This is a genomic window from Tessaracoccus lubricantis, assembly GCF_039544535.1.
Classification (GTDB): Bacteria; Actinomycetota; Actinomycetes; order Propionibacteriales; family Propionibacteriaceae; genus Arachnia; species Arachnia lubricantis.
In genome coordinates this window covers 1-21786 of record NZ_BAABLV010000038.1, presented here as the reverse complement: position 1 = coordinate 21786, position 21786 = coordinate 1, and the positions used below count along the sequence as shown (strand labels likewise).

20 protein-coding genes and 1 pseudogene are annotated in these 21786 nt (G+C 70.6%); 9 read left to right on the top strand and 12 right to left on the bottom strand.

Annotation, left to right across the window (positions count from 1 at the left end; translation table 11 throughout):
- Nucleotides 1-31: 31 nt before the first annotated feature.
- A pseudogene (lnt, locus tag ABEA30_RS13140) lies at nt 32-1342 on the top strand (apolipoprotein N-acyltransferase); the annotation flags it as partial.
- Between the two features lie 35 nt (nt 1343-1377).
- Here the strand turns inward: lnt and pdxT are convergent.
- Nucleotides 1378-2058 carry a pyridoxal 5'-phosphate synthase glutaminase subunit PdxT gene (pdxT, locus tag ABEA30_RS13135; RefSeq protein WP_345583590.1) on the bottom strand — a complete coding sequence of 227 codons (681 nt, stop codon included), beginning with the start codon at nt 2056-2058 and terminating at the stop codon, nt 1378-1380.
- On the bottom strand, nt 2055-2951 hold the full coding sequence (pdxS, locus tag ABEA30_RS13130; RefSeq protein WP_345583588.1) for a pyridoxal 5'-phosphate synthase lyase subunit PdxS: 897 nt from the start codon (nt 2949-2951) through the stop codon (nt 2055-2057). Before pdxS ends, pdxT begins: the two co-directional genes overlap by 4 nt.
- A gap of 128 nt (nt 2952-3079) precedes the next feature.
- Here pdxS and ABEA30_RS13125 point away from each other — a divergent pair, with 128 nt between their 5' ends.
- Nucleotides 3080-4123, top strand: a complete 1044-nt coding sequence (locus ABEA30_RS13125) for a hypothetical protein (protein ID WP_345583586.1) — start codon at nt 3080-3082, stop codon at nt 4121-4123.
- Here the strand turns inward: ABEA30_RS13125 and ABEA30_RS13120 are convergent.
- The 7 genes from ABEA30_RS13120 to cobF form a co-directional block, all read right to left on the bottom strand.
- Entirely contained in the window at nt 4098-6308 is a 2211-nt protein-coding gene (locus tag ABEA30_RS13120; protein ID WP_345583584.1) for a 6-phosphofructokinase, read from the bottom strand. The genes ABEA30_RS13125 and ABEA30_RS13120 overlap by 26 nt on opposite strands.
- Nucleotides 6305-6700, bottom strand: coding sequence for a DUF3052 domain-containing protein (locus ABEA30_RS13115; RefSeq protein WP_345583694.1), 396 nt, complete (start codon nt 6698-6700; stop codon nt 6305-6307). The genes ABEA30_RS13120 and ABEA30_RS13115 overlap by 4 nt, the downstream gene beginning before the upstream one ends.
- Before the next feature lie 149 nt (nt 6701-6849).
- Complete coding sequence (gene aceE, locus ABEA30_RS13110; protein WP_345583582.1) at nt 6850-9609, bottom strand: pyruvate dehydrogenase (acetyl-transferring), homodimeric type; 2760 nt, start codon at nt 9607-9609, stop codon at nt 6850-6852.
- Between the two features lie 124 nt (nt 9610-9733).
- Entirely contained in the window at nt 9734-10462 is a 729-nt protein-coding gene (locus tag ABEA30_RS13105; protein WP_345583580.1) for a PHP domain-containing protein, read from the bottom strand.
- Nucleotides 10463-10465: 3 nt separating this feature from the next.
- Complete coding sequence (cobA, locus tag ABEA30_RS13100) at nt 10466-11209, bottom strand: uroporphyrinogen-III C-methyltransferase (RefSeq protein ID WP_345583578.1); 744 nt, start codon at nt 11207-11209, stop codon at nt 10466-10468.
- 28 nt (nt 11210-11237) lie between these two features.
- Nucleotides 11238-12647 carry an alanine/glycine:cation symporter family protein gene (locus ABEA30_RS13095; RefSeq protein ID WP_345583576.1) on the bottom strand — a complete coding sequence of 470 codons (1410 nt, stop codon included), beginning with the start codon at nt 12645-12647 and terminating at the stop codon, nt 11238-11240.
- A 94-nt stretch (nt 12648-12741) separates the two neighbouring features.
- Nucleotides 12742-13464 carry a precorrin-6A synthase (deacetylating) gene (cobF, locus tag ABEA30_RS13090; protein ID WP_345583574.1) on the bottom strand — a complete coding sequence of 241 codons (723 nt, stop codon included), beginning with the start codon at nt 13462-13464 and terminating at the stop codon, nt 12742-12744.
- Nucleotides 13465-13592: 128 nt separating this feature from the next.
- On the opposite strand from cobF, the gene ABEA30_RS13085 reads away from it, so the two are divergent.
- The 7 genes from ABEA30_RS13085 to ABEA30_RS13055 all read left to right on the top strand — a co-directional run bounded on the left by ABEA30_RS13085 (nt 13593) and on the right by ABEA30_RS13055 (nt 19147).
- Nucleotides 13593-14678, top strand: a complete 1086-nt coding sequence (locus tag ABEA30_RS13085) for a PucR family transcriptional regulator (protein WP_425584638.1) — start codon at nt 13593-13595, stop codon at nt 14676-14678.
- A gap of 163 nt (nt 14679-14841) precedes the next feature.
- On the top strand, nt 14842-15768 hold the full coding sequence (locus ABEA30_RS13080) for an ACP S-malonyltransferase (protein ID WP_345583570.1): 927 nt from the start codon (nt 14842-14844) through the stop codon (nt 15766-15768).
- Between the two features lie 5 nt (nt 15769-15773).
- Entirely contained in the window at nt 15774-16763 is a 990-nt protein-coding gene (locus ABEA30_RS13075) for a beta-ketoacyl-ACP synthase III (RefSeq protein ID WP_345583568.1), read from the top strand.
- 46 nt (nt 16764-16809) lie between these two features.
- A complete protein-coding gene (locus tag ABEA30_RS13070; RefSeq protein WP_386086153.1) occupies nt 16810-17055 on the top strand; it encodes an acyl carrier protein in 246 nt (81 codons plus the stop codon).
- A 90-nt stretch (nt 17056-17145) separates the two neighbouring features.
- The gene (locus tag ABEA30_RS13065; RefSeq protein WP_345583566.1) at nt 17146-18402 is read left to right on the top strand and encodes a beta-ketoacyl-[acyl-carrier-protein] synthase family protein; all 1257 of its coding nucleotides are present in this window, start codon (nt 17146-17148) and stop codon (nt 18400-18402) included.
- 101 nt (nt 18403-18503) lie between these two features.
- On the top strand, nt 18504-18755 hold the full coding sequence (locus ABEA30_RS13060; RefSeq protein WP_345583564.1) for a type II toxin-antitoxin system Phd/YefM family antitoxin: 252 nt from the start codon (nt 18504-18506) through the stop codon (nt 18753-18755).
- Nucleotides 18749-19147, top strand: coding sequence for a type II toxin-antitoxin system VapC family toxin (locus ABEA30_RS13055; protein ID WP_345583562.1), 399 nt, complete (start codon nt 18749-18751; stop codon nt 19145-19147). The genes ABEA30_RS13060 and ABEA30_RS13055 overlap by 7 nt, the downstream gene beginning before the upstream one ends.
- Nucleotides 19148-19192: 45 nt before the next feature.
- Here the strand turns inward: ABEA30_RS13055 and ABEA30_RS13050 are convergent, their stop codons facing one another.
- The 3 genes from ABEA30_RS13050 to ABEA30_RS13040 are packed head-to-tail and all read right to left on the bottom strand — an operon-like array spanning nt 19193 to nt 21698.
- Nucleotides 19193-19378: a helix-turn-helix domain-containing protein gene (locus ABEA30_RS13050; protein WP_345583560.1), complete on the bottom strand. Its 186-nt coding sequence runs from the start codon at nt 19376-19378 to the stop codon at nt 19193-19195.
- Nucleotides 19375-19824 carry a response regulator gene (locus tag ABEA30_RS13045; RefSeq protein ID WP_345583558.1) on the bottom strand — a complete coding sequence of 150 codons (450 nt, stop codon included), beginning with the start codon at nt 19822-19824 and terminating at the stop codon, nt 19375-19377. Before ABEA30_RS13045 ends, ABEA30_RS13050 begins: the two co-directional genes overlap by 4 nt.
- On the bottom strand, nt 19821-21698 hold the full coding sequence (locus ABEA30_RS13040; RefSeq protein WP_345583556.1) for a GAF domain-containing sensor histidine kinase: 1878 nt from the start codon (nt 21696-21698) through the stop codon (nt 19821-19823). Before ABEA30_RS13040 ends, ABEA30_RS13045 begins: the two co-directional genes overlap by 4 nt.
- Between the last annotated feature and the right edge of the window lie 88 nt (nt 21699-21786).

Here is a 21786-nt window from a genome sequence, read left to right as displayed (position 1 = left end):
GCGTATCGGATTCCTGGGCCGGGCCGCGCTGGTGGCAGCCCTCGCGGTGGCTTCGGGCATCGCCACCGGGTTGGGCTTCGAGCCGCTCGGCTGGTGGCCCCTGACCATGCTGGGCGTGCTCGGCCTGGCCCTCGCCACGCGTAGGGCCCGATCGCTCGGGCGCACGGCCGCGGTCGGCCTCGCATATGGGCTCGGCCTGGCCGGCCCGTCGCTGGTGTGGATGTCGGCCATCAACGACGCGGCCACCGTCGGCCTGATCGTGGTGATGGCCAGCTGGTACGGGGTCCTCGGCGCGCTGCTGCACTTCGCGCACCGCACCCGCTGGTGGCCGCTGCTGGCCGCCGGCTCCTGGGCTGCCGTCGAGTTCGCCTCGGCCACGGTGCCCTTCGGCGGGTTCGGCTGGCTGCGGCTGGCATACGGGATGGTCGACTCACCCCTGGCCGGCCTGCTGCCGCTCGTGGGCGTCGCAGGGCTGAGCTTCGTCACGGCGCTGGTGGGCAACGTCGTCGCCTGGCTGGCGCTGCGCAGGCGCAGGGGTGCACTGGTGATGACGCTCGTCGTGCTCGCCGTCGTCGCCGCGGCGGCGGTCGCAGGAGATCGCATCGCGCCAGCACCCGCGCACGGCAGCGCATCGGTGGGCTGGGTCCAGGGTGGCGCCCCCGGCGGCGGGGTCTACGGGCTCGGGCCAGCCCGCACGATCACCACGAATCAGGCGAAGGCGACCGAGGCGCTGGCGGCGGAGGTCTCCGCAGGTCGCGCGCCGGAACCCGACTTCGTCGTGTGGCCGGAGAACTCCACCGACCTCGACCCCGGCACGGACGCCCAGACCGGCGACATCGTGGGCTCGGCGCTGGACAGCATCCAGCGGCCCATCCTCGTCGGCGCCATCCTCGACGGGCCGGGCCCGGAGCAGCGCCGCACCGCCAGCCTGTGGACGGAACCCGACGGGGAGGTCACCGACGTCTACGTGAAGCGCTCCATCGTGCCGTTCGGCGAATGGATCCCGTTCCGCGACATCCTGCTCCCCCTGATCCCGGACCTGCGCTACGTCGGCGCCCAGTCCGTCGCGGGAACCGAACCAGGCCTGCTCGACGTCGAGCTCGCCGACGGCACCCCGCTCACCCTCGGGACGCTGGTGTGCTTCGACGTGGCGTTCGACCCCGTCGTCCACGACCTGGCCGACGCCGACCTCCTCGTGGTCCAGAGCAGCAACGCCATGTACCAGGGCACCGCACAGATCGAACAGCAGTTCGCCATCACGCGCGCCCGGGCGGCGGAACTGCGCCGCGAGGTGCTGGTGGTCACCACCAGCGGCGTCTCCGGACTGATCGACCCGTACGGCGCCGTGGTGTCCCGCGACGCCGGCCCGGGTGCGGCCTACGGCGTCGAGGCGATGCCGCTGCGCTCCGGCGCCACGCCGGCGACGTGGCTGGCGCGACCGCTCGAACTCGCCATCTCCTCGCTCACCGTCGTGTGGCTGCTCGGGCTCGCGATCGCGTCCAGGAGCAGGGCGTGGAGGAAGGCGTCCCCGGCGAGTTCCGGGTGATACGCGGCAGCGAGGACGTTGCCCTGCCGCACCGCGACGGGTTCGCCCATCCGGGCCGCGACCACGGCCACGCCCTGCCCGGTCCGCTCGATCCGCGGCGCGCGGATGAAGACCCCGCGGCCCATGGTGCCGTCGGCGAACTCGATGTCAGCCACGCCTGAGGCCAGCTGGGCGCCGTAGGCGTTGCGCCGGACGGTGACGTCCAGCCCCCCGATGGTGGGCAGGCCGCTCAGCGCCTCCGGGTCGGCCACGCGCTCGGCGAGCAGGATCAACCCCGCGCAGGTCCCCAACACGGGCAGCCCGCCGTCGATCCGTTCGCGGATGGCCCCGAGGAGCCCGGAGGGACGCGCCAGGCGCGCGATCGCCGTCGACTCCCCGCCCGGCAGCACCAGCGCACGGACGCCCTCGAGGTCCGACGGCGTGCGCACCGCCACCGTGCGCGCGCCCAGCCGTTCGAGCAGCTGGACGTGCTCGCGCACCGCGCCCTGCAGGGCGACGACCCCGATGGTCACCAGCCGCGCTCCGCGAGGCGGTGCGGCGCGGGGAGGTCGGCCACGTTGATGCCGACCATGGCCTCGCCCAGGCCACGCGAGGCCTCGGCGATGGCCGCGGGGTCGTCGTAGTTGGCGGTGGCGGCCACGATGGCCCTGGCGCGCTTCTCCGGGTCCCCCGACTTGAAGATGCCCGAGCCCACGAACACGCCGTCGGCGCCGAGCTGCATCATCATCGCGGCGTCGGCAGGCGTGGCGACACCGCCGGCGACGAACAGCACGACGGGCAGCTTGCCCTCGCGCGCCACGCGGCGGACCAGCTCGTAGGGGGCGGCCAGTTCCTTGGCGGCGACGAAGAGCTCGTCGTCGGACTTGGCGCCCAGCTCGCGGATCTGGCCCTTGATGGTGCGCAGGTGCTTCATGGCCTCGGAGACGTCACCGGTGCCGGCCTCGCCCTTGCTGCGGATCATGGACGCGCCCTCCGTGATGCGGCGCAGCGCTTCACCGAGGTTCGTGGCGCCGCACACGAAGGGCACGGCGAAGCGGGTCTTGTCGATGTGGTGCACGTAGTCGGCCGGGGAGAGCACCTCCGACTCGTCGATGTAGTCCACGCCGAGGCTCTGCAGCACCTGCGCCTCCACGAAGTGGCCGATGCGGGCCTTGGCCATCACGGGGATGGAGACGGTGTCGATGATGCCGGCGATGAGGTCGGGGTCGCTCATGCGCGCCACGCCGCCTTGTGCCCTGATGTCGGCGGGCACGCGCTCGAGCGCCATGACGGCGACGGCGCCGGCGTCCTCGGCGATCCTGGCCTGCTCGGGCGTGACGACGTCCATGATCACGCCGCCCTTCAGCATCTCGGCCAGTCCCTTGTTGACGACGGCGCGGTCTTCGGTGGTGAGGTTCTCTGTCATGAGCGCAATCGTGGCCCGCCGAGACTGGACCAGTCCAGATCCAGATTCAACGAGTTGGAGTGGGCCAGAGTCCGGTGATTGCGCGAGAAGAAGTAGATTGGACCCCGCGCTGGACTGGAGGAGGTGTCATGGCCAACCCGTACGGTCGTCGCGGCCTGCCTCCCGAAGGCGACGGCCCCGAACCGCAGCCCGCAGCACCCCCGCCCCGGACCGGCGCGAGGCGCGCCGTACCGCTGCCGGCGTCGGAGCGCGGTCCCGTGCCCATCCCGGTACCGGCAACGCGCCCTTCCAGTGGTGGGGCCAGACGTGGCCTCCAGCCCGAGGATTCCGGGCCCGACCGCGACTCCCGACGGGCCTGGTTCGCCGTCGCCGTCCTCCCCCTGCTGATCGCCGCCGTCGTGGGCGTGCTGTGGCTGGTCTTCGGTGAGCGGGGCGACGGCGGGTCGGTCGCGTTGCCCGCGCCGTCGTCGGCCTCCGAGGTGGAGCCGGCCACCGCCGATCCCGCCGAAGAACCCTCGGCGGAACCGAACGAGCAGCCGAACACGCCCGACGAAACCGACCCCGGGAGCGAAGCTCCGACGCAGTCGGGCCCGGCGCCCGCGCCCGCGGAGAGCCCCCAGCTGCCGACCGGCCCCGAGGAGGAGCCCAGCCCCGTCTCGTCGACCCCCAGCGGCGTGCGGCTCGCGCTCAACGGCGCCGTCCTGGACATGCCGCCCGGTTGGCAGCTCTACGCCGACGAGCTGGTGCAGGACCAGCGCAGGCTGGTGCGCATCCGGGAACTCACGACGGACGTGCGCATCCAGGCCGTCAGCCTCACCAACGTCACGGGGCCACTCGACCAGGCCTGCCTCGACCTGATGACCGACCACCGCCAGCTGTTCACGGGCGTGGCCGAGGGCCTGCCCGTCACGGTGCCGATCAGCGGCGAGGGCCAGGGCGTCTCCTGCAACTTCACGGGCACCCGTGCCAGCGACGGCGTGGCCAACCAGGTGGAGTTCACCCTGCTGCAGCTGGGCACCGTCACGCTCGTGTTCCGCGACACCGTCCCCACGACGGTGCCCGAGGACTCACCGGCACTGGCTCAACTGGTCAGCATGGAGTGCGCGGCCAGTGAGAGCTTCGGCATCACCGTCAACCAGTGTGCGCTCACTCCTGGCCAGGGCGGCGGCTGAGCTGGTCGAACACCGGCCGCAGCGCCATCCACCACTGCTCGCGGGGGCGCTGGGCGTCCCAGTCCATGCCTTCGGTGACCGTCCGCAGCGGCGCCAGCAGGCCCGCCTCCGAACTGGAGGCCGCGACGTAGTTCGCCTGCCCCGCCCGCAGCTGCCCGTCGAGGTTCGACACCGCCGTGTAGGCCAACCGGGTGGCGTTGATGCGGTCGAAGGGCGTGGGGATGCCGCCCTGCTGCACGTGGCCGATCACGGCCTGCCGCACCGAGTACAGCCCCTTGCCCTCGGCCTCGAACAGCCGCGCCACGACGTCGGAGGTGTAGTGCTCGCTGGTCTCCTCGCCCATCACCGCCAGGTAGAAGGAGCGGCCGGACTCGAAGGCGTCCACGAGCGCCTCCACGTCGGTGGCGAGCTGGTCCAGCGACAGCCCCGTCTCCGGCAGGTACGCCTTCTCGGCGCCGCCTGCGATGCCGCCGACCAGCGGCAGGAAGCCGCACCCGCGACCCATCGTCTCCACGACGAACGCGCGCTTGCTGGCCGACGCCGACATGCGCACCATGTCGATGGAGTCGACGACGGTGTTGAGCGCCGTGTCGGCCCCCACCGCCATCGGCCACGAAGGCAGGTTGTTGTCGATGCTGGCGGGCAGCAGCGCGATGGGGATGTTGAACGCGGGATAGCGCCGACGCTCGCGCTCCATCATGTCGACGGTGGCGTAGGCGTGGAAACCGCCCATCACCAGCAGCGCGTCGACGCGGTGCTCCTCGAGCGAGCGCGCCATGGCGTACAGGTCTGACTCGGTCGGCACGTAGCGGCGCGTGCCGAAGGCGGCGCCGCCAGTGTTGGCCATGCCCTCGACGTCATGCCAGAACACCTCCTCCACGTCGCCCGACACGAGGCCCGGCACGCCGCCGCGCACGGCCAGCATGTGGTAGCCGCGGTCCAGGCCGGAGCGCACGGCCACGCGGGCCAACTGGTTCATGCCGGGGGCCAGCGCCCCGGCATGCATGACCGCGATGCGCTTCGCGTCAGGCGCCATCTCGACGGTGGGCCTGGCCTCGGTCAGCACGCGGTAGATGTCGATCATCTGGGTGAACCCCGCGCCGCGGGCACGCACGGCTGCGCCGTAGTCTCCCTCGGCGATCAGCGTGGCGATGTGGTGGGTGTCCTCGACCGCCTTGAGCAGCGGGACTGCGATCACCTCGTCGCGGTGCACGCCGACCAGGACGGGCTCGGTGTCGTCGTCTGCCAGCAGCACCTGCCGCACGGCCTCCACGCCACACGCCGTCGCCATCCACCGGTCGTACGCCGACGGGGTGCCGCCGCGCTGCACGTGGCCCAGGATCGTGATGCGGGCCTCCTCACCGGTGCGCTCCCGCAGCTCGGCCTGGATGCGCTCCGCGGTGATCCGCACCCCTTCGCGGTCAGCGGCGCCCTCGGCGACCACGATGATCGAGTCGCGCCGTCCCGCGTCGCGGCCGCGCTGCAGCACGTCGACCATGCGGTCCTCCCAGCCGGGCCGCGGTGGCGACTCGGGCAGGAACGTGTAGTCGGCGCCTCCCGCGATGGCGGTCATGAGCGCCAGGTAGCCGCAGCTGCGGCCCATGACCTCGACGATGAACGTGCGCCGGTGCGACTCGGCGGTCGAGCTGATCGCGTCGATCGCCTCGGTGATGCGGTGCATCGCCGAATCCGTACCGATGGTCATGTCGGTGCCGACCATGTCGTTGTCGATGGAGCCGACCAGCCCCGCGATGCGCAGCCGGGGGTGCGCCGCGGCCTGCTCGACGGTGATGCGGCCCGCTTCGCGCAGTTCGGCGATGTACTCGGGCCAGGCGAGGCACAGCGCCCGGCTGCCGGTCAGCGAACCGTCGCCGCCGATGACGATCAGCCGGTCGATGCCCCTGCCGACCAGGTTCTCGACGGCGGTGAGCTGCCCTTCGCGCGTCTTGAACTCCATGGAGCGTGCGGTGCCGATGACCGTGCCGCCCTTGGGGAGGATGCCGGAGACGTCGCTCCAGCTCAGTTGGGTGATGTTGTCGCCGCCGGCGATGGCGCCCTGCCATCCCTCCTTGATCGCAAAGACCTCAGCCTCTTCGTGGATCCCGGCCCGGACGATGGCGCGGACCGCGGCATTCATGCCCTGTGCATCGCCGCCAGATGTCATGACGCCGATGCGGGCCGTCATCGACGTCCGCCCTTGGGGCGCACGACCTTGGTCGCCTGCCAGTCCGAGGCCACGTTCGCCGTGCGGGTCAGGGAGAGTCCGGCGATGGTGACGCCTTCGGCCACCGATGCCGCGTCGATGAATCCGGACCGGCCGACCTTGGGGGTGAGCAGCCAGATGAAGCCGTCGTCGCCGAGGTCCGTCATCGCGTCGACGAGGCCGTCGGCGACGTCGCCGTCCTCCTCGCGCCACCAGAGGATCGTCACGTCGACCGCCTCGAGGGGGTCTTCGATCATCTCGGCGTCGATGATGTCCATGATGTCGTCACGTAGGTCGGCGTCGACGTCCTCGTCCCAGCCGAGCTCCTGAACGACCATCCCGGGCGTCAGCCCCAAGAGGTCTGCTCCAGCCATCCCTTCGTGCGTGCGGTCCTTGTCCTGTGCGATGTCCACGAGCCAAGCCTGCCAGATGCGGCGCGCGATTTCACTTGGGGTTCAGTGTCGATGCAAGGCGGGGCCGGTCGTGCTGACCGGCCCCGCCCTCGTTTCGCGTCGGGCGCAGCTCAGGCGTCGCCCCCGGCGTTGCCGGAGGTGCCTGCGTTGACGTCGTCCAGGCTGTACTTCTCGTAGGCCTGCGTCGCCCACTCCTGCGGGATCTCTCCCTCGTGCGCGAGCTGCTGCAGCACGGCCACGGCGACGGACGGGCCGTCGATGTGGAAGAAGCGACGGGCGGCCGCGCGGGTGTCGGAGAAGCCGAAGCCGTCCGCACCGAGCGTGGTGTAGCTGCCCGGCACCCACTGGCGGATCTGGTCCGGCACGGCGCGCATGTAGTCGGACACGGCGACGACGGGCCCGGGGCGGCCGTCGAGCTTCTGCTCCACCCACGTCCTGGTGTGCTCACCGAAGGGGTCGGAGAACTTCTTCTCGTCGGCCTCGAGGCCCTCGCGACGCAGCTCGCCCCACGAGGTGACCGACCAGACGTCGGCGACGATCCCGTAGTCGTTCTTGAGCAGCTCCTGGGCCTCCAATGCCCACGGCACGCCGACGCCGGAGGCGAGGATTTGCGCGCGACGCGCGTCCTCACCCACGCCGTCGAAGCTGCCCTCCTTGAGGAGGTACATGCCGCGCACGATGCCCTCGACCTCGACGCCCTCGGGTTCGGCCGGCTGCACGAGGGGCTCGTTGTACACCGTGAGGTAGTACATGATGTCCTCGGGCTGCTCGCCGTACATGCGGCGCAGGCCGTCCTTGACGATGTGGGCGATCTCGTAGCCGTAGGCCGGGTCGTAGCTCACGACGGAGGTGTTGGTCGAGGCGAGCAGCGGCGAGTGGCCGTCCATGTGCTGCGTGCCCTCACCGGTGAGCGTGGTGCGGCCGGCGGTGGCGCCGATCATGAAGCCGCGGGTGAGCTGGTCCGCCGCGGCCCACATGCCGTCGCCGGTGCGCTGGAAGCCGAACATCGAGTAGAACACGTAGATCGGCACCATCGGCTCGCCGTGCGTGGCGTAGGACGAGCCGGCCGCGGTGAACGCCGCGACCGAGCCGGCCTCGTTGATGCCGGTGTGCAGGATCTGGCCGTTCTTGGCCTCGCGGTAGCTCAGGAACAGCTCGTTGTCGACGGGCGTGTAGTTCTGGCCGTGCGGGTTGTAGATCTTGATGGTCGGGAAGAACGCGTCCATGCCGAACGTGCGGGCCTCGTCCGGGATGATCGGCACCACGCGCGGCGCGAAGGACTTGTCGCGCATGAGGTCCTTCAACAGGCGGACGAACGCCATGGTGGTGGCCACCTGCTGGTTGCCGGAACCCTTGCGGGCCGAGTCGTAGCTCTTGTCCGGCGGCAGCGAGATGAACTTGCGGTCCCCGCGACGCTCGGGCAGGTAGCCGCCCAGTTCGCGACGGCGGGCCTGGAGGTACTGGATGCGCGGGTCGTCCTGACCGGGGTGCAGGTACGGCGGGCGGTACGGGTCCTCCTCGAGCTGCGCGTCGGTGATGGGGGCGTCCACGCGGTCGCGGAAGCCCTTGAGGTCGTCGAGGGCCAGCTTCTTCATCTGGTGCGTGGCGTTGCGGCCCGCGAAGTGCTTGCCGAGGAAGTAGCCCTTGATGGTGTGCGCCAGGATCACGGTGGGGGCACCGGTGAACTCGGTGGCCGCCTTGTAGGCCGCGTACACCTTGGCGAAGTCGTGGCCGCCGCGGGACAGGCGCCAGATCTCGTCGTCGCTCCAGTCCTTGACCATGGCGGCGGTGCGCGGGTCGCGCTCGAAGAAGTGCTTGCGCACGTAGGCGCCGTCGTTGGCCTTGAAGGTCTGGAAGTCGCCGTCGGTGGTGGCGTTCATCAGGTTGACGAGCGCACCCTCGGAGTCGTTGGCCAGCAGCGGGTCCCAGCCGCGGCCCCACACGATCTTGATGACGTTCCAGCCGGCGCCGCGGAAGAACGCCTCGAGCTCCTGGACGATCTTGCCGTTGCCGCGGACCGGGCCGTCGAGGCGCTGCAGGTTGCAGTTGACGACGAAGGTCAGGTTGTCGAGCTCCTCGTTGGCGGCGAGCTGCAGCGCGCCACGCGATTCGGGCTCGTCCATCTCGCCGTCGCCCAGGAACGCCCATACCCGCTGGTCGGAGGTGTCCTTGATGCCGCGGTTGTGCAGGTAGCGGTTGAACTGCGCCTGGTAGATGGCGTTGAGGGGCCCGATGCCCATCGACACCGTCGGGAACTCCCAGAAGTCGGGCAGCTGGTGCGGGTGCGGGTAGCTGGGCAGCGCGCGGAGGTCGCCGTCGACGAAGTGGCTCTTCTCCTGGCGGAAGCCGTCGAGGTCGTTCTCGTCGAGGCGGCCCTCGAGGAACGCGCGGGCGTACATGCCGGGCGACGCGTGGCCCTGGAAGAAGATCTGGTCACCGCCGCCGGGGTGGTCCTTGCCGCGGAAGAAGTGGTTGAAGCCCACTTCGTACAGCGTCGCGGAGGAGGCGTACGAGGCGATGTGGCCACCGACGCCCACGCCGGGGCGCTGCGCACGGTGCACCATGATGGCCGCGTTCCAGCGCAGCAGGCGGCGGATGCCGCGCTCCAACTGCTCGTCGCCCGGGAAGGCGGGCTCGCGGCTGGCGGGGATGGTGTTGACGTAGTCGGTGCCCGTCAGCGATGGGACGCCGATGTGGCGCTCACGCGCGCGCTCCAGCAGCTTCAGCATCACGTAGCGGGCGCGGTTGCGGCCGCCCGCGTCGATCACACCGTCGAGGGACTCCAGCCATTCGGCCGTCTCCGCGGGGTCGATATCGGGCAGGTTGGTGGGCAGCCCATTCAGGATGGGTCCGGCCTCGTTCTGACTCACGAAGTAATCCTCTCGATGTCGGCAGGTCAAGGCGCCAGGGGCGCTCAATGGCTCAACATTAGCGCGCAGCGGCGGTTGTGATATTCACCTTATCCGCCGGTGAACCTTTCGGCGCATTCGGCGACTAACGGTGCCTGTTCGCGTGCCTCAGGAGTTCGTCGACCGGCCAGGTGGTGATGATGCGGTCGGGGTGGATGCCGGCCTCCTCGGCGCGCGCGGCGCCCAGCGGCAGGTGGCCCAGCTGGTCCGGCGCATGCGCATCGGTGCTGATGGCGAACAGGCAGCCGATGTCGTTGGCGAGCTCCAGGAGTTCCAGGCGCGGGTCCGCCCGGTCAGGGCGGGAGTTGATCTCGATCGCCACGCCGAACATCTCGCACGCAGTGAACACCAGGTCGGCGTCGAAACGCGATTCCGATCGCCAGGTGCCGTCGGAGCGGCGCTTGCGCCCGGTGCAGTGCCCGAGCACCGTGGTGTGCGGGTTGGACACGGCCGCAACCATGCGGCGGGTCATCGTCGCCTCGTCGTCGTCGAGGCGGGAGTGCACGGAGGCGACGACGACGTCGAGCCGGGCGAGCATATCCGGCCCCTGGTCCAGCGCGCCGTCGGAGAGGATGTCGACCTCGATGCCCTTCAGGATGCGGATGTCGCGCTGTTCCTGCAGCTCGTCGATCTCCTCCCACTGGGCCAGCAGCCGCTCCCGGCTCAGCCCACGTGCGACCTTCAGCCGCGGGGAGTGGTCCGTCACCGCGAGGTAGTCGTGGCCCAGCGCCTGGGCGACGGCGGTCATCTCAGCCATGCTCGCGCCGCCGTCGGACCACGTGGTGTGCGTGTGGAGGTCGCCGCGCAGGTGCATGGCTCAGACCCCGATGCCCAGGCCCACGACGTTGCCCAGCACGGTGACCGCGGGCGGGCGGATGCCGGCCTCGGCGGCCAGGGCGGCGATCCCGGCGGCGTCTCCACGCAGCACCCGCATGGAGGGCAGGCCGGCGTCGGCGATGACGGCGGCCGGGGTGTCGGCCGGCAGCCCGTGCGAGACCAGGGTGCCGGTGATCTCGGGCAGGTTCTTCACGCCCATGAGGATGACGATGGTGGTGCCCGCCGTGGCCAGTTTGTCCCATGCCACGTCGTTGCGCTCATCGCCGGGCCCGACGTGGCCGGAGACCACGGTGAAGCCCGTGGCCACGCCGCGGTGGGTGACGGGGATGCCGGCCAGCTCCGCCGCGGCGATCGACGAGGAGATGCCCGGGATGATCGACACCGCGATGCCGGCCTCCTGCAGCGCCAGCCACTCCTCTCCCCCGCGCCCGAAGACGAACGAGTCACCGCCCTTGAACCGCACCACGTCGCGCCCGGCCGAGGCCTGCTCGATGAGGATCTCGTTGATGCGCTCCTGGGGCGTGAACTCGCCACGCGGCACCTTGCCGACCTCGATCAGCTCGGCGCCGGGCCGGGCCTCGTCGAGCAGCTGGAGCGGCACGAGCCGGTCGTAGACGATGACGTCGGCGCGCTGCAGGGCCTTCAGCCCGGCGACGGTGATGAGGTCGGGATCACCCGGGCCCCCGCCGAGCAGGGTCACGTGGCCGGTGCGCGTTGCGTTCATGGGCGCACAGCCTACTGGCCGTGATTCGTCAGGCGTCGACCCGGTCGGCCATGAACGCGTCCACGTCGGCCTTCTTCGCGCGCAGCTTCGGGTCGTGCTTGAGGTAGTGCGCCGTCTCCCGCGCGATCAAGCCCGAGAGCGCGAGCAGGCCGATGAGGTTCGGCAGCGCCATGAGGCCGTTCATGATGTCGGCGAACGACCACACGATGCCCAGCGGCACCGTCGCGCCGATGTAGACCACGACGGTGAACGCGATGCGGTAGAAGATCGTCGCCCGGGCGCCGAAGAGGCGCTCGACGCAGCGGTCGCCGTAGTAGGACCAGCCGAGGATGGTGGAGAACGCGAACAGGATGACGCCGATCGCCACCACGTATCCGCCCCACTGGCCGGGGAGCCCGTGGCTGAACGCCATCGAGGTGAGCACGGCCGGGCTGGCGTCGGCGTCCCACACGCCGGTGGTGACCAGCACCAGGCCGGTGCAGCTCACCACGACGAGGGTGTCGATGAACGTCTGCGTCATCGACACCAGGCCCTGCCGGACGGGATGGGTGGTCTGGGCGGCGGCCGCCGCGATCGCGGCCGAGCCCATGCCCGACTCGTTCGAGAAGATGCCGCGGGCCACGCCCATCTGGACGGCGAGCATGAACGAGCCGAGCGCGCCGCCGGCCATGCCGCTGCCGGTGAAGGCCTGGCCGAAGATGAGGCCGAGCGCGCCGGGGAGGTCGGCGATGTTGACCAGCAGGATGTAGAGCGCGCCCAGGACGTAGAACACGATCATGATGGGGACGAACGCGGCGGTCACCGTGCCGATGACGCGGATGCCGCCGAGGATCACCAGGCCCACGAACACCGCCATCACGACCGCCGAGATCGTCACGGGCACGCCGAAGGCGTCGTGCAGGTTGGCGGCCACGGCATTGCCCTGCGTCATGTTGCCGATGCCGAAGCTGGCCAGCACGGCGAACACCGCGAACATGACGCTCAGCGCCACGCCCCAGCCGCCGGGCAGCGCCCTCTTCAGGTAGTACTGGGGGCCGCCGGAGGCCTCGCCCTTGGCGTCGACGGTACGGAACCGGACGGCGAGGAAGGCCTCGGAGTACTTCGAGGCCATGCCGACCAGGCCGGTGACCCACATCCAGAACAGCGCACCCGGGCCGCCCACCGCGATCGCGGTGGCGACGCCGACGATGTTGCCCACGCCGACCGTGGCCGCAAGGGCCGTGGTGAGCGCCTGGTACTGCGAGATGTCGCCGCCCTCGGCGTCGTCGTCGCGCCGCTCCAGCAACGCCAGCCGCAGCGCGGAGCCCAGCGTGCGGAACTGGATGCCCCGCAGCTTGACCGTCAGCCAGAGGCCGGTGAGCAGCAGCAGTGGGATGAGCAGCCAGGGACCCCACACGAAGCCCGCGATGGCGTCCAGCGTCTTCTGCAGCGTTTCCATGTGTGCTCCCGTCGGGGTCGGACCGTCACCGGGGACAAGCTAGCAACGCGGGGTGCCTTTTCGTGGCGTGTTCACCGACGTGTCGCGTGCTGCGTCACGACGGCTGGCGCAGCAGGTACGTGTCGTGCACCCAGCCGTGGTGGTCGTGGAGCTGCGCGCGCAGCCGGGCGATCTCGTCGATGACGTCGCGCAGCGGCCCGTTGGCGAGCACCTCGTCCTCGGAGCCGAGGTAGGCGCCCCAGAAGATCTCGAGGTCGGGGAACTCCGTGGCCAGGCCGCGACAGGCGAGCTCGGCGTCGTCGAAGACCACCACGTCTCCCAGCTCCGGGCGGTACTCGGCCAGCAGCCTGGCGCCGGTGGTGAGGTGCACGGGCGCGCCGTGCAGCGCCAACTGGTGCGCGGCGGCGAGCACCTGGAGCGCGCTGACCCCCGGGATGACCTCGACCTGGAGCGACATCCCGCCGCGCAGCGCGTCGACCACCCGCAGGATCGAGTCGTACAGCGCGGGGTCGCCCCAGGCGAGGAAGCCCACGACCGTGCCGTCGGGCAGCCCGCTCAGGATCTGGGTGTAGGTGGCCAACCGCGCGGCGTCGAGTTCGTCGTCGGGGTGCTGGTGGGCGGGGTCGAGGACCGTGATGATGCGATGCGCGTGCCGCACGTGACGCCTGATCAGCTCGCTGCGCCGCCACACGAGGTCTGAACCCTCCTCGTCTGCCACCAGGAACACGTCGACGCGGTTCATGGCGTCGACGGCATCCAACGTCAGCTGGCCGAAACCGCCGGGACCCATGCCGATGACCAATACCTCGCGACTCACGGGGACCACCCTAGCGACACCACTAGGCTGGCCGAATGGATCCCCGCCCCGGCACCGCCCCTGCGCTCATCTCGTCGTCGCGTGCCCGAGCCGGCCTCTTGAAGCGACTCACCGCCGCCACGTCCGAGATGAACACCGCCACGCTGACCGCGATGGTCGCGAGGCACGAGTGGTTCGGGCAGCTGGACCCGGAGTCTCGCTCGTGGATCGGCATCCTCGCCCGTTCCGGCATCGACGGCTTCGTGACGTGGTTCTCCGGCGAGCCGTTCGTGCCCGAGTCGGTCTTCGACGCCGCCCCGCGCGCCATGGCCCGCCGCATCACGCTGCAGCAGACGGTGGACCTGGTGCGCACCACCACCGAGGTCGTCGAGGAACAGATCCAGCACCTCCTCCCCCGCGGCGACCGCCAACCGTTGCAGTTCGGCATCGTCCACTACTCGCGCGAGATCGCGTTCGCGGCCGCCGCCATCTACGCCAGGGCCGCTGAGGCCCGCGGCGCCTGGGATTCCCGCATCGAGGCCACCATCGTCGACGCAGTGGTGCGGGCCGAGACCGACGAATCGGTGATGTCGAGGGCTTCGACGCTGGGCTGGGACACCGACTCCAAGGTCGCCGTCGCCATCGGTGGCGCGCCGGAGACCGTCGTGCTCGACGGGCTGCGGCGCGCGGCGGCGAAGCTGTCGCTCGAGGTGCTCGCCGCGCCGCAGGGTGACCGCCTGGTCTGCATCTTCGGGGGCGACGGCGTCAGCGACCCCGTCGAGGCATGTGAACGCATCAGCCAACTGCAGGAACACTTCGCGCCGGGGCCGGTCGTCGTGGGCCCGACGGTGGACAACCTCGCCGGGGCGCCGAAGTCGGCGCGGGCCGCGGCGTCCGGCTACCGGGCGGCCAAGGCATGGCCGGAGGGCCCCACCACGCTCCTGTCGGAGGACCTGCTCCCCGAGCGCGCGCTGGCCGGCGACGGCCACGCCCGCCGCATCCTCTCCGGCGAGATCTACCCCTCGCTGGCGGCCAGCAAGGAACTCCTCGAGACGTGCGTGGGCTTCCTGGACTGCGGCTCCTCGATGGAGGCCACCGCCCGCGCCCTGTTCGTGCACCCCAACACCGTGCGGTACCGCCTCAAGCGCATCCAGGACGTGACCGGCTACAACCCGGCGGACCCGCGCGAGGCCTACGTGCTGCGGCTGGCGATCACGCTGGGGCGGCTGCACTGACGCGGAGAATCACCCCGTTGTGATTCAGGGCACCTGACAAACTCGCGCAGCCCCGCAGCGCAGGCCGCGAGAAGGTCTGTTGTCGAGAACCCACAACGGCGGGGCGGGGATTTTCGTGACATTCGATCCCGCCTCCCCGATGACGACAGGGCAGGGTGGACATGTGCTTGTGATCGTCGCGCCCGGACAGGGCGCCCAGACCCCCGGATTCCTCGCCCCCTGGATCGCCGACCCCGCCCTGGCGGCTCAGCTGGCCCGCCTCTCCGAGGTGAGCGGCATCGACCTGGCCCACTACGGGACCCAGGCCGACGCCGACACCATCCGCGACACCGCCATCGCCCAGCCGCTGCTGGTGGCCTCGGCGCTGCTCAGCGGACGCGCGCTCCTGGGCGACGACGTGGCCAGGGTCGGCGTGCTGGCCGGCCACTCCGTCGGCGAACTGGCGGCGATGGCGCTGGCCGGGGCCGTCAGCGACGAGGACGCCCTTGTGCTGGTGCGCGAGCGGGGCCGCGCCATGGCCGAGGCCTCGGCCGTGCAGCCCACCTCCATGACCGCCGTCATCGGCGGCGATCGCGACGAGGTGCTCGCCGCGATCGAGGCCGCGGGCCTGACGCCGGCCAACAACAACGGTTCGGGCCAGATCGTGGCCGCGGGTACCGTCGCGCAGTTGGAGGAGTTGGCGGCCAACGCCCCGAAGCGCGCCCGGCTGTTCCCCCTGAGCGTCGCCGGCGCCTTCCACACGGTGCACATGGAGCCTGCCGTCGCGCACCTGGCCTCCGTCGCCGAGGGTGTGACCCCGGGTGAGCCCGTGACGGCGCTGCTGTCCAACCGCGACGGGGCAGTCGTCGACTCCGGCGCCGATGCGCTGCGGCGCATGGTCAACCAGGTGGCCAACCCGGTGCGCTGGGACCTCTGCATGGAGGCCATGGCGGAGCGCGGCGTCACCGGCCTGCTCGAGCTCACGCCCGCCGGCACCCTGACCGGCATCGCCAAGCGCAACCTCAAGGGCGTCGAACTGTTCAACCTCAACACCCCAGACCAACTCGACGAGGCGCGAGCCTTCGTCCAGACCCACACCGAATCGGAGTGAACCCAGTGGCACTGAAGACCGCAACCGGCGCACAGTTCGCGCGCATCATGTCTGTGGGCGGCGCCCGGGGCAGCCGCGTCGTGACCAACGAAGAGATGTGCACGATGATCGACTCCACCCCGGAGTGGATCCAGCAGCGCACCGGCATGACGGAGCGACGGTGGGCCGCCGAGGGCGAGGACGCCGAGTCGCTGGGCCTCGAGGCCGCCAAGAAGGCCATCGAGCGCTCCGGGCTGCAGCCGGCCGACATCGACGCCGTGATCGTGTCGACCGTGTCGCACTTCATGCAGACCCCTTCGCTGGCCACGATCCTGGCTGCGAAGCTGGGCCTCGAGGCGCCGGCCGCGTTCGACCTCTCCGCCGCCTGCGCGGGCTTCTGCTACGGCGTCGGCGTGGCCGAGGGCATGGTGCGCGCCGGTTCGGCAAGGCACGTGCTGGTGCTGGGCGTCGAGGTGCTGTCGCGCTACACCGACATCGAGGACCGCTCCACCGCGTTCCTGTTCTCCGACGGCGCAGGCGCCGTCATCATCGGGCCCTCCGACGAGCCGGCCATCGGCCCCACCGTCTGGGGTTCCAAGCCCGACGCGCACGAGGTCATCGAGATCGACGACTGGCGCACGCTGGAGCCCGGCAGCCGCGGCCCGTTCATCCACATGGACGGCCGCGAGGTCTTCAAGTGGGCCACCGGCTCCATCGTCGAGAAGGCCGTCGAGACGCTCGAGGCCTCCGGCCTCACCCCCGAGGAACTCGACTGCTTCATCCCCCACCAGGCCAACAACCGGATCACCGACTCGATGTTGCGCCACCTCAAGCTGCCCGAGGACGTCGTGGTCGGCCGCGACATCATCCGCATGGGCAATTCGTCTGCGGCTTCGGTTCCGCTGGCGATGGAGGCCCTGCTCGAATCCGGGCAGGCCAAGAGCGGGGACAGCGCCCTGATCATCGGTTTCGGCGCGGGCCTCGTGTTCGCCGGCCAGACCGTGATCCTGCCCTGACCCCTAGACTCAACCCACTCCCACCACAGGAAAGTAAGGAGCCATCATGGCCAGCACTGAAGACATCCGCGCCGGTATCGCCGAGGTCGTCAACGACATCAACGGCAACGCCGTCGAGGACGTGACCCTCGACAAGTCGTTCGTCGACGACCTCGGTGTCGACTCCCTCTCCATGCTCGAGATCATCAACGACCTCCAGGACAAGTTCGACATGGAGATCCCGGACGAGGACGCCAAGAACCTCAAGACCGTGGGCGACGCCGTCGCCTACATCGAGCGCGCCGCCAACTGATCGACGGCACGTCGGGCCGGGCAGGTGACGCCTGCCCGGCAGACGACCCACCCCACTGACACATCCCATTCCCGCTCCACGAGGAGACACATGTCTGACACCATCGTCATCACTGGCATCGGCGCCACGACGCCGCTGGGCGGCGACGTCGCCAGCACCTGGGACGGCCTCCTGGCTGGCCACTCGGGCGTGGTCGCCCTCGAGGAGGAATGGGCACAGGACCTCCCCGCGCGGATCGCCGCCAAGGTCGCCGTCGACCCCAGCGAAGTGATCGAGCGCGTTGAGGCCCGCAAACTGGACCGATCGACGCAGCTCGTGCTCGCGGCCGGCCTCGAGGCCTGGGCGGACGCCGGCTTCGGCCTGGGCGAGGACAACCCCGTCGACCGCGACCGCCTCGGCGTCGTCTGCGCCACCGGCATCGGCGGCCTGCAGTCGCTGCTCGGCAACTGGGACGGCATGCGCGACAAGGGCCTGCGCGGCGTGTCACCGTTCACCATCCCCATGCTGATGGCCAACGCCCCCGCAGCGAACCTCGGCCTGAAGCTCGGCGCGCGCGCAGGCATCCACACCCCCGTCTCCGCCTGCGCCTCGTCGAACGAGGCCATCGCGTGGGGCCTCGACATGTTGCGGCTCGGCCGGGCCGACGTCGTCGTGGTCGGTGGCGGCGAGGCCGTCATCCACCCGTTGCCGCTGGGTGCGTTCGCCAAGATGCAGGCGCTGTCGCGCCGCAACGACGAACCCACCCGCGCGTCGCGCCCCTGGGACGTCGACCGCGACGGCTTCGTGCTCGGCGAGGGCGCGGCCATCATGGTGCTCGAGCGCCTGGACTCGGCCAAGGCGCGCGGCGCAAGGATCTACGGCACGCTGCGCGGCGCCGGCATGTCGGCCGACGGCCACGACCTGGTGCAGCCGGACCCCGCCGGTTACGGCCAGTCGCTGGCCATGACCCGCGGCCTGAAGGAAGCCGGCCTGCAGCCCTCGGAGATCGTGCACGTCAACGCGCACGGCACCTCCACCCCGCAGGGTGACGTGACCGAGGCCGGCTCGATCCGCAAGGCGCTGGGCGACCACGTCGACCACGTCGTCGTGACCTCCACCAAGTCGATGACCGGCCACCTGCTGGGAGGCGCCGGCGCGCTGGAGACGGTCGCCACCGTCCTGGCCCTGAAGAACCGGATCGTGCCCGGCACCATCAACGTCGACAACATCGAGCCCGACCTGGGCATCGACGTGGCCACCGAGAACCGGACGCTGCCCGACGGTGACCTCGCCGCGATCAACAACTCGTTCGGCTTCGGCGGCCACAACGTCGCCGTCGTGGTGAGCAACGAGAACGTCACGAACTGACGAATCCCGAGCCAACTGCCTCCGACTCCCGCGTGGGGTGACGCGCGTGGAACCACCACAACCTCGTAGATCTGCCTAGACAAATAACCTATCGTGGATCCATGAAGAGGATCTCAGTCGGTGAGCTGCGTCAGAATCCGACACAGATGCTGGAGGAGGTGGCAGCCGGCGAAACCTACAGCGTGACCCGGCACAACCGGGAGATCGCACGCATCAGCCCGGTGACTTCCTCAGCGACGATCATCCCTGCGAAGAAGAGGGGCCCCGCCAGAACCCGACTCCTCGCCCCAGTCGAGCTACCCGACTCAATGAGCGTCGACGACCTTCTGGACGAGATGAAGGGCGAATGGTGACCACTTACTATCTGGATACCTCTGTCGCCGTCCATGTCCTGATGGGAGCTCATCGGAATGCCTCCGAATGGTTTGACGAAACCGTTGGGGAGGCCGAGCTGATCTCTTCACGCCTACTCCGCACGGAACTCACGAGGGTGCTCCGGCGGCTCAACGAACCTGTCACACGACGAGACCATGTTCTCGACTTCATCGGCATCATCCCGCTGGACCACGCCGTCCTTCAGGAGGCTGAGGCGATCGTCCCCCACATCAGGAGCCTGGACGCCATCCATCTGGCTTCAGCGCTGAGGAGTGGCATCGAGGACATCGTCGTCTGCACGCATGATGCACGGATGAAGGAAGTGGCCGCTGAACTGGGCCTCGGCACACTGGACCCGGTCTCGCCCTAGCAGCAGGGCAGTCACGAGAACATGGCCGACTGACCTTGCAGGGCCCTACCCCAGCCCCTGTTCACGGGCGCGGGCTATGGCCTCCCCACGGTCTGCCGCCTGCAGCTTCTGCAGGATCATCGACACGTTGTTGCGCACGGTCTTCGGCGAGAGGAACAGCCGCGCCGCGATGCCCTGATTGCCCAGGCCTGCCGCGACGAGGTCGAGGATCTCCCGTTCGCGCGACGTCAACTCGGGGGGAACGGGACCGCCGGCGCGGGTGCCGCGAAGCGGGTCAGCATGCGGGCCGCGACGGCTGCGCCGAACAGCGCCTCGCCCCTCGCGACGGCCTCGACCGCGCGGACCACGTCGGCGCGCTCCGCGCCCTTCAGGAGGTAGCCCCTGGCCCCGGCACGAACGGCCGCGAACAACGACTCGTCGTCGGCCTGCATCGTGAGCACCAGCACGCGCACGGCGGGATGGCGCTCGCACAACACCCGGGTCGCCTCCACGCCGGACATGCCGGGGAGGTTCAGGTCCATCAGCGCCACGTCGGGCCGCAATTCGCCCACCTGCTCAAGCGCCTCTTCGCCACTCCCCGCGCAGCCCACCACCTCGATGGCGCCGGCCCCGTCGAGCGCTGCGGCCAACCCGTCGCGGAAGATGGGGTGGTCCTCGACGATGAGTACGCGCGTCATGCGTCGCCCCCTGCCACCGGCAGTCGGGCCACGACGCGGGTGCCCCGGCCGTGTGCGCTCGACACCGTCAGGGTGCCGCCCAGTTCGGCGGCCCGGTCGCGCATCGATGCCAGCCCGACGCCCTCCCCGACGGCGCGGATGCCCGAGCCGTCGTCGCTGATGCTGACGGTGAGCCAGCTGCCGTCCTCGGCGAGCGTCACGGTGCAGCCCTTGGCCTGTGAGTGCTTGACGACGTTGGCCAGGGATTCGCTGACGATGCGGTAGGCAGCCACCTCGACGGCGGCACTGCCCAGGTCGAGCGGCTGCGGGCACACCAGAGCGGCGTCGAGGCCGGCCACCCGGAGTGTGTCGATCCTCTCGCGGACCACGCCCACCAGCCCCAAGTCGTCCAGGGCTGCGGGGCGCAGGCCGTCGACGATGTGCCGCACGTCGGCCACGCATGGGGCAACCTCCGCCCGCACCGAGTCGAGGAGTGCGAGTGCCCGGGGTTCCTCCGGCGCCCACCGCTCACGCAACACGTCGACCTGCAGCCGGACCGCCGCCAGCGTGGGCCCCACGCCGTCGTGCAGTTCCCGACGCACGCGCAGCCGCTCGGCCTCCCTGGCATGCACCAACTGCTCGCGGGAGGCCTGCAGGTCCACGGAGATGCGTGCCGCCCGGATCTCGCGCGCCACCTGCGTGGCCAGGTCACCCAGCAGCCGCTGCTCCGCCGCCCCGAACGGCGCCTGGCCCGCCCTTCGGCGCAGCACCAGCGCGCCCTCCCTGCGCCCGTGCGCCGTCAATGGCACCACGTCGGCCCCTTCGCTGAAGCCAGCGTCGGCACCCAACACGATGTCCACCTCGGCGAGCCGGAGCGCCTTGCGCACGGCCACCCGCACGGTCTCGACCAGGTCCGCCAAGGCAGTCGTGTGCTCCAGCCTCGCCACCAGTTCCGAGAGGACGGCAGAGGGCTCGTCCCGGCGCCCGTAGACGGCGCGCACCACCATGCGGTGCAGGCGACCCTTCAACGGGGTGAGGAAGATCGCGATCGCGGCGCTGGCCAGGAGCGACGCGCCCCTGCCCGCGTCCTGCCCCAGCAACGCCGTGGCCGACGACAGCGCCGCGAAATAGGTGAGGACCACCGCGCCCGTCAGCAGTGCGTAGACCACCGTGGCGCTCAGCACCGAGCCGATGTCGAACAGCCCTGCCGCGAGGATGGCGACGCCGACGCTGGCCGGGATGACGGCCACCGCAATGCCCTCCGCGGTGGATCCCACCCACCCCGGCAGCCACGACTGCAGGGCCGAGGCCGCCACCATGACCAGCAACGCGGTGAGGACGCCGAAGGCCAGCCACATCAACCGCGCCCGCTGCCTGCCCGTGGAGCGCCGCCACGCCATCACCAGCCGGGCCATGGCCGCCAGGGTGACGAGCAGCAGCGCGTAGACGGCCACGTCTGCCAGGAACCTGGGCCAGGTGCCGATCCCCTCGACGGCCAGGGGGCTGGGCGGACCTGTGCCCCCGCCCAAGGGGCCCTCCGACACGGCGACACCCACGACGACGATCACCAGGCCGACGGCTGCCGCTGCGAGCAGGAACCGCCTGCCGCGAACCGGCACGCCCTCCAGCGGGAAGACCAACGGCGCGATGGCCGTGGCCAGCACCCAGGTCACGCCGAAGGCCACCTCCGCCACCAGGCTCCACCACGCCGCCGTGGCGCCAGCGGCCGGGGCCAGGTCCGACAGCAGCCCCGCCACCCCCGCGAGCGTCTGTGTGAGGCCGACACCCAGGAAGACCCATCCGATGGCCAACGTGGGCAGGTGCCAGGCGATGACGGCCCCAACCGCCGGGAAGGACAGGAACGACAGGTACCAGACGAGGTCCGGTGCCGACATGGCAGCCGCCGTGACGCCCGTTACCTTCTAGGTAGCCCCGATGGTCGGGGTTCTGGTCACCAGGCCCGGCATGACTTACTGCCCCTGT

Excerpts from the sequence above, each read along its gene's own strand:
- pdxS (WP_345583588.1), bottom strand. The coding sequence starts at position 2,951 with ATGACAGAGAACCTCACCACCGAAGACCGCGCCGTCGTCAACAAGGGA.
- ABEA30_RS13125 (WP_345583586.1), top strand. The coding sequence starts at position 3,080 with ATGGCCAACCCGTACGGTCGTCGCGGCCTGCCTCCCGAAGGCGACGGC.
- ABEA30_RS13120 (WP_345583584.1), bottom strand. The coding sequence starts at position 6,308 with ATGACGGCCCGCATCGGCGTCATGACATCTGGCGGCGATGCACAGGGC.
- ABEA30_RS13115 (WP_345583694.1), bottom strand. The coding sequence starts at position 6,700 with ATGGCTGGAGCAGACCTCTTGGGGCTGACGCCCGGGATGGTCGTTCAG.
- ABEA30_RS13105 (WP_345583580.1), bottom strand. The coding sequence starts at position 10,462 with ATGCACCTGCGCGGCGACCTCCACACGCACACCACGTGGTCCGACGGC.
- cobA (WP_345583578.1), bottom strand. The coding sequence starts at position 11,209 with ATGAACGCAACGCGCACCGGCCACGTGACCCTGCTCGGCGGGGGCCCG.
- ABEA30_RS13095 (WP_345583576.1), bottom strand. The coding sequence starts at position 12,647 with ATGGAAACGCTGCAGAAGACGCTGGACGCCATCGCGGGCTTCGTGTGG.
- ABEA30_RS13085 (WP_425584638.1), top strand. The coding sequence starts at position 13,593 with ATGAACACCGCCACGCTGACCGCGATGGTCGCGAGGCACGAGTGGTTC.
- ABEA30_RS13070 (WP_386086153.1), top strand. The coding sequence starts at position 16,810 with ATGGCCAGCACTGAAGACATCCGCGCCGGTATCGCCGAGGTCGTCAAC.
- ABEA30_RS13065 (WP_345583566.1), top strand. The coding sequence starts at position 17,146 with ATGTCTGACACCATCGTCATCACTGGCATCGGCGCCACGACGCCGCTG.
- ABEA30_RS13060 (WP_345583564.1), top strand. The coding sequence starts at position 18,504 with ATGAAGAGGATCTCAGTCGGTGAGCTGCGTCAGAATCCGACACAGATG.
- ABEA30_RS13055 (WP_345583562.1), top strand. The coding sequence starts at position 18,749 with ATGGTGACCACTTACTATCTGGATACCTCTGTCGCCGTCCATGTCCTG.
- ABEA30_RS13045 (WP_345583558.1), bottom strand. The coding sequence starts at position 19,824 with ATGACGCGCGTACTCATCGTCGAGGACCACCCCATCTTCCGCGACGGG.
- ABEA30_RS13040 (WP_345583556.1), bottom strand. The coding sequence starts at position 21,698 with ATGTCGGCACCGGACCTCGTCTGGTACCTGTCGTTCCTGTCCTTCCCG.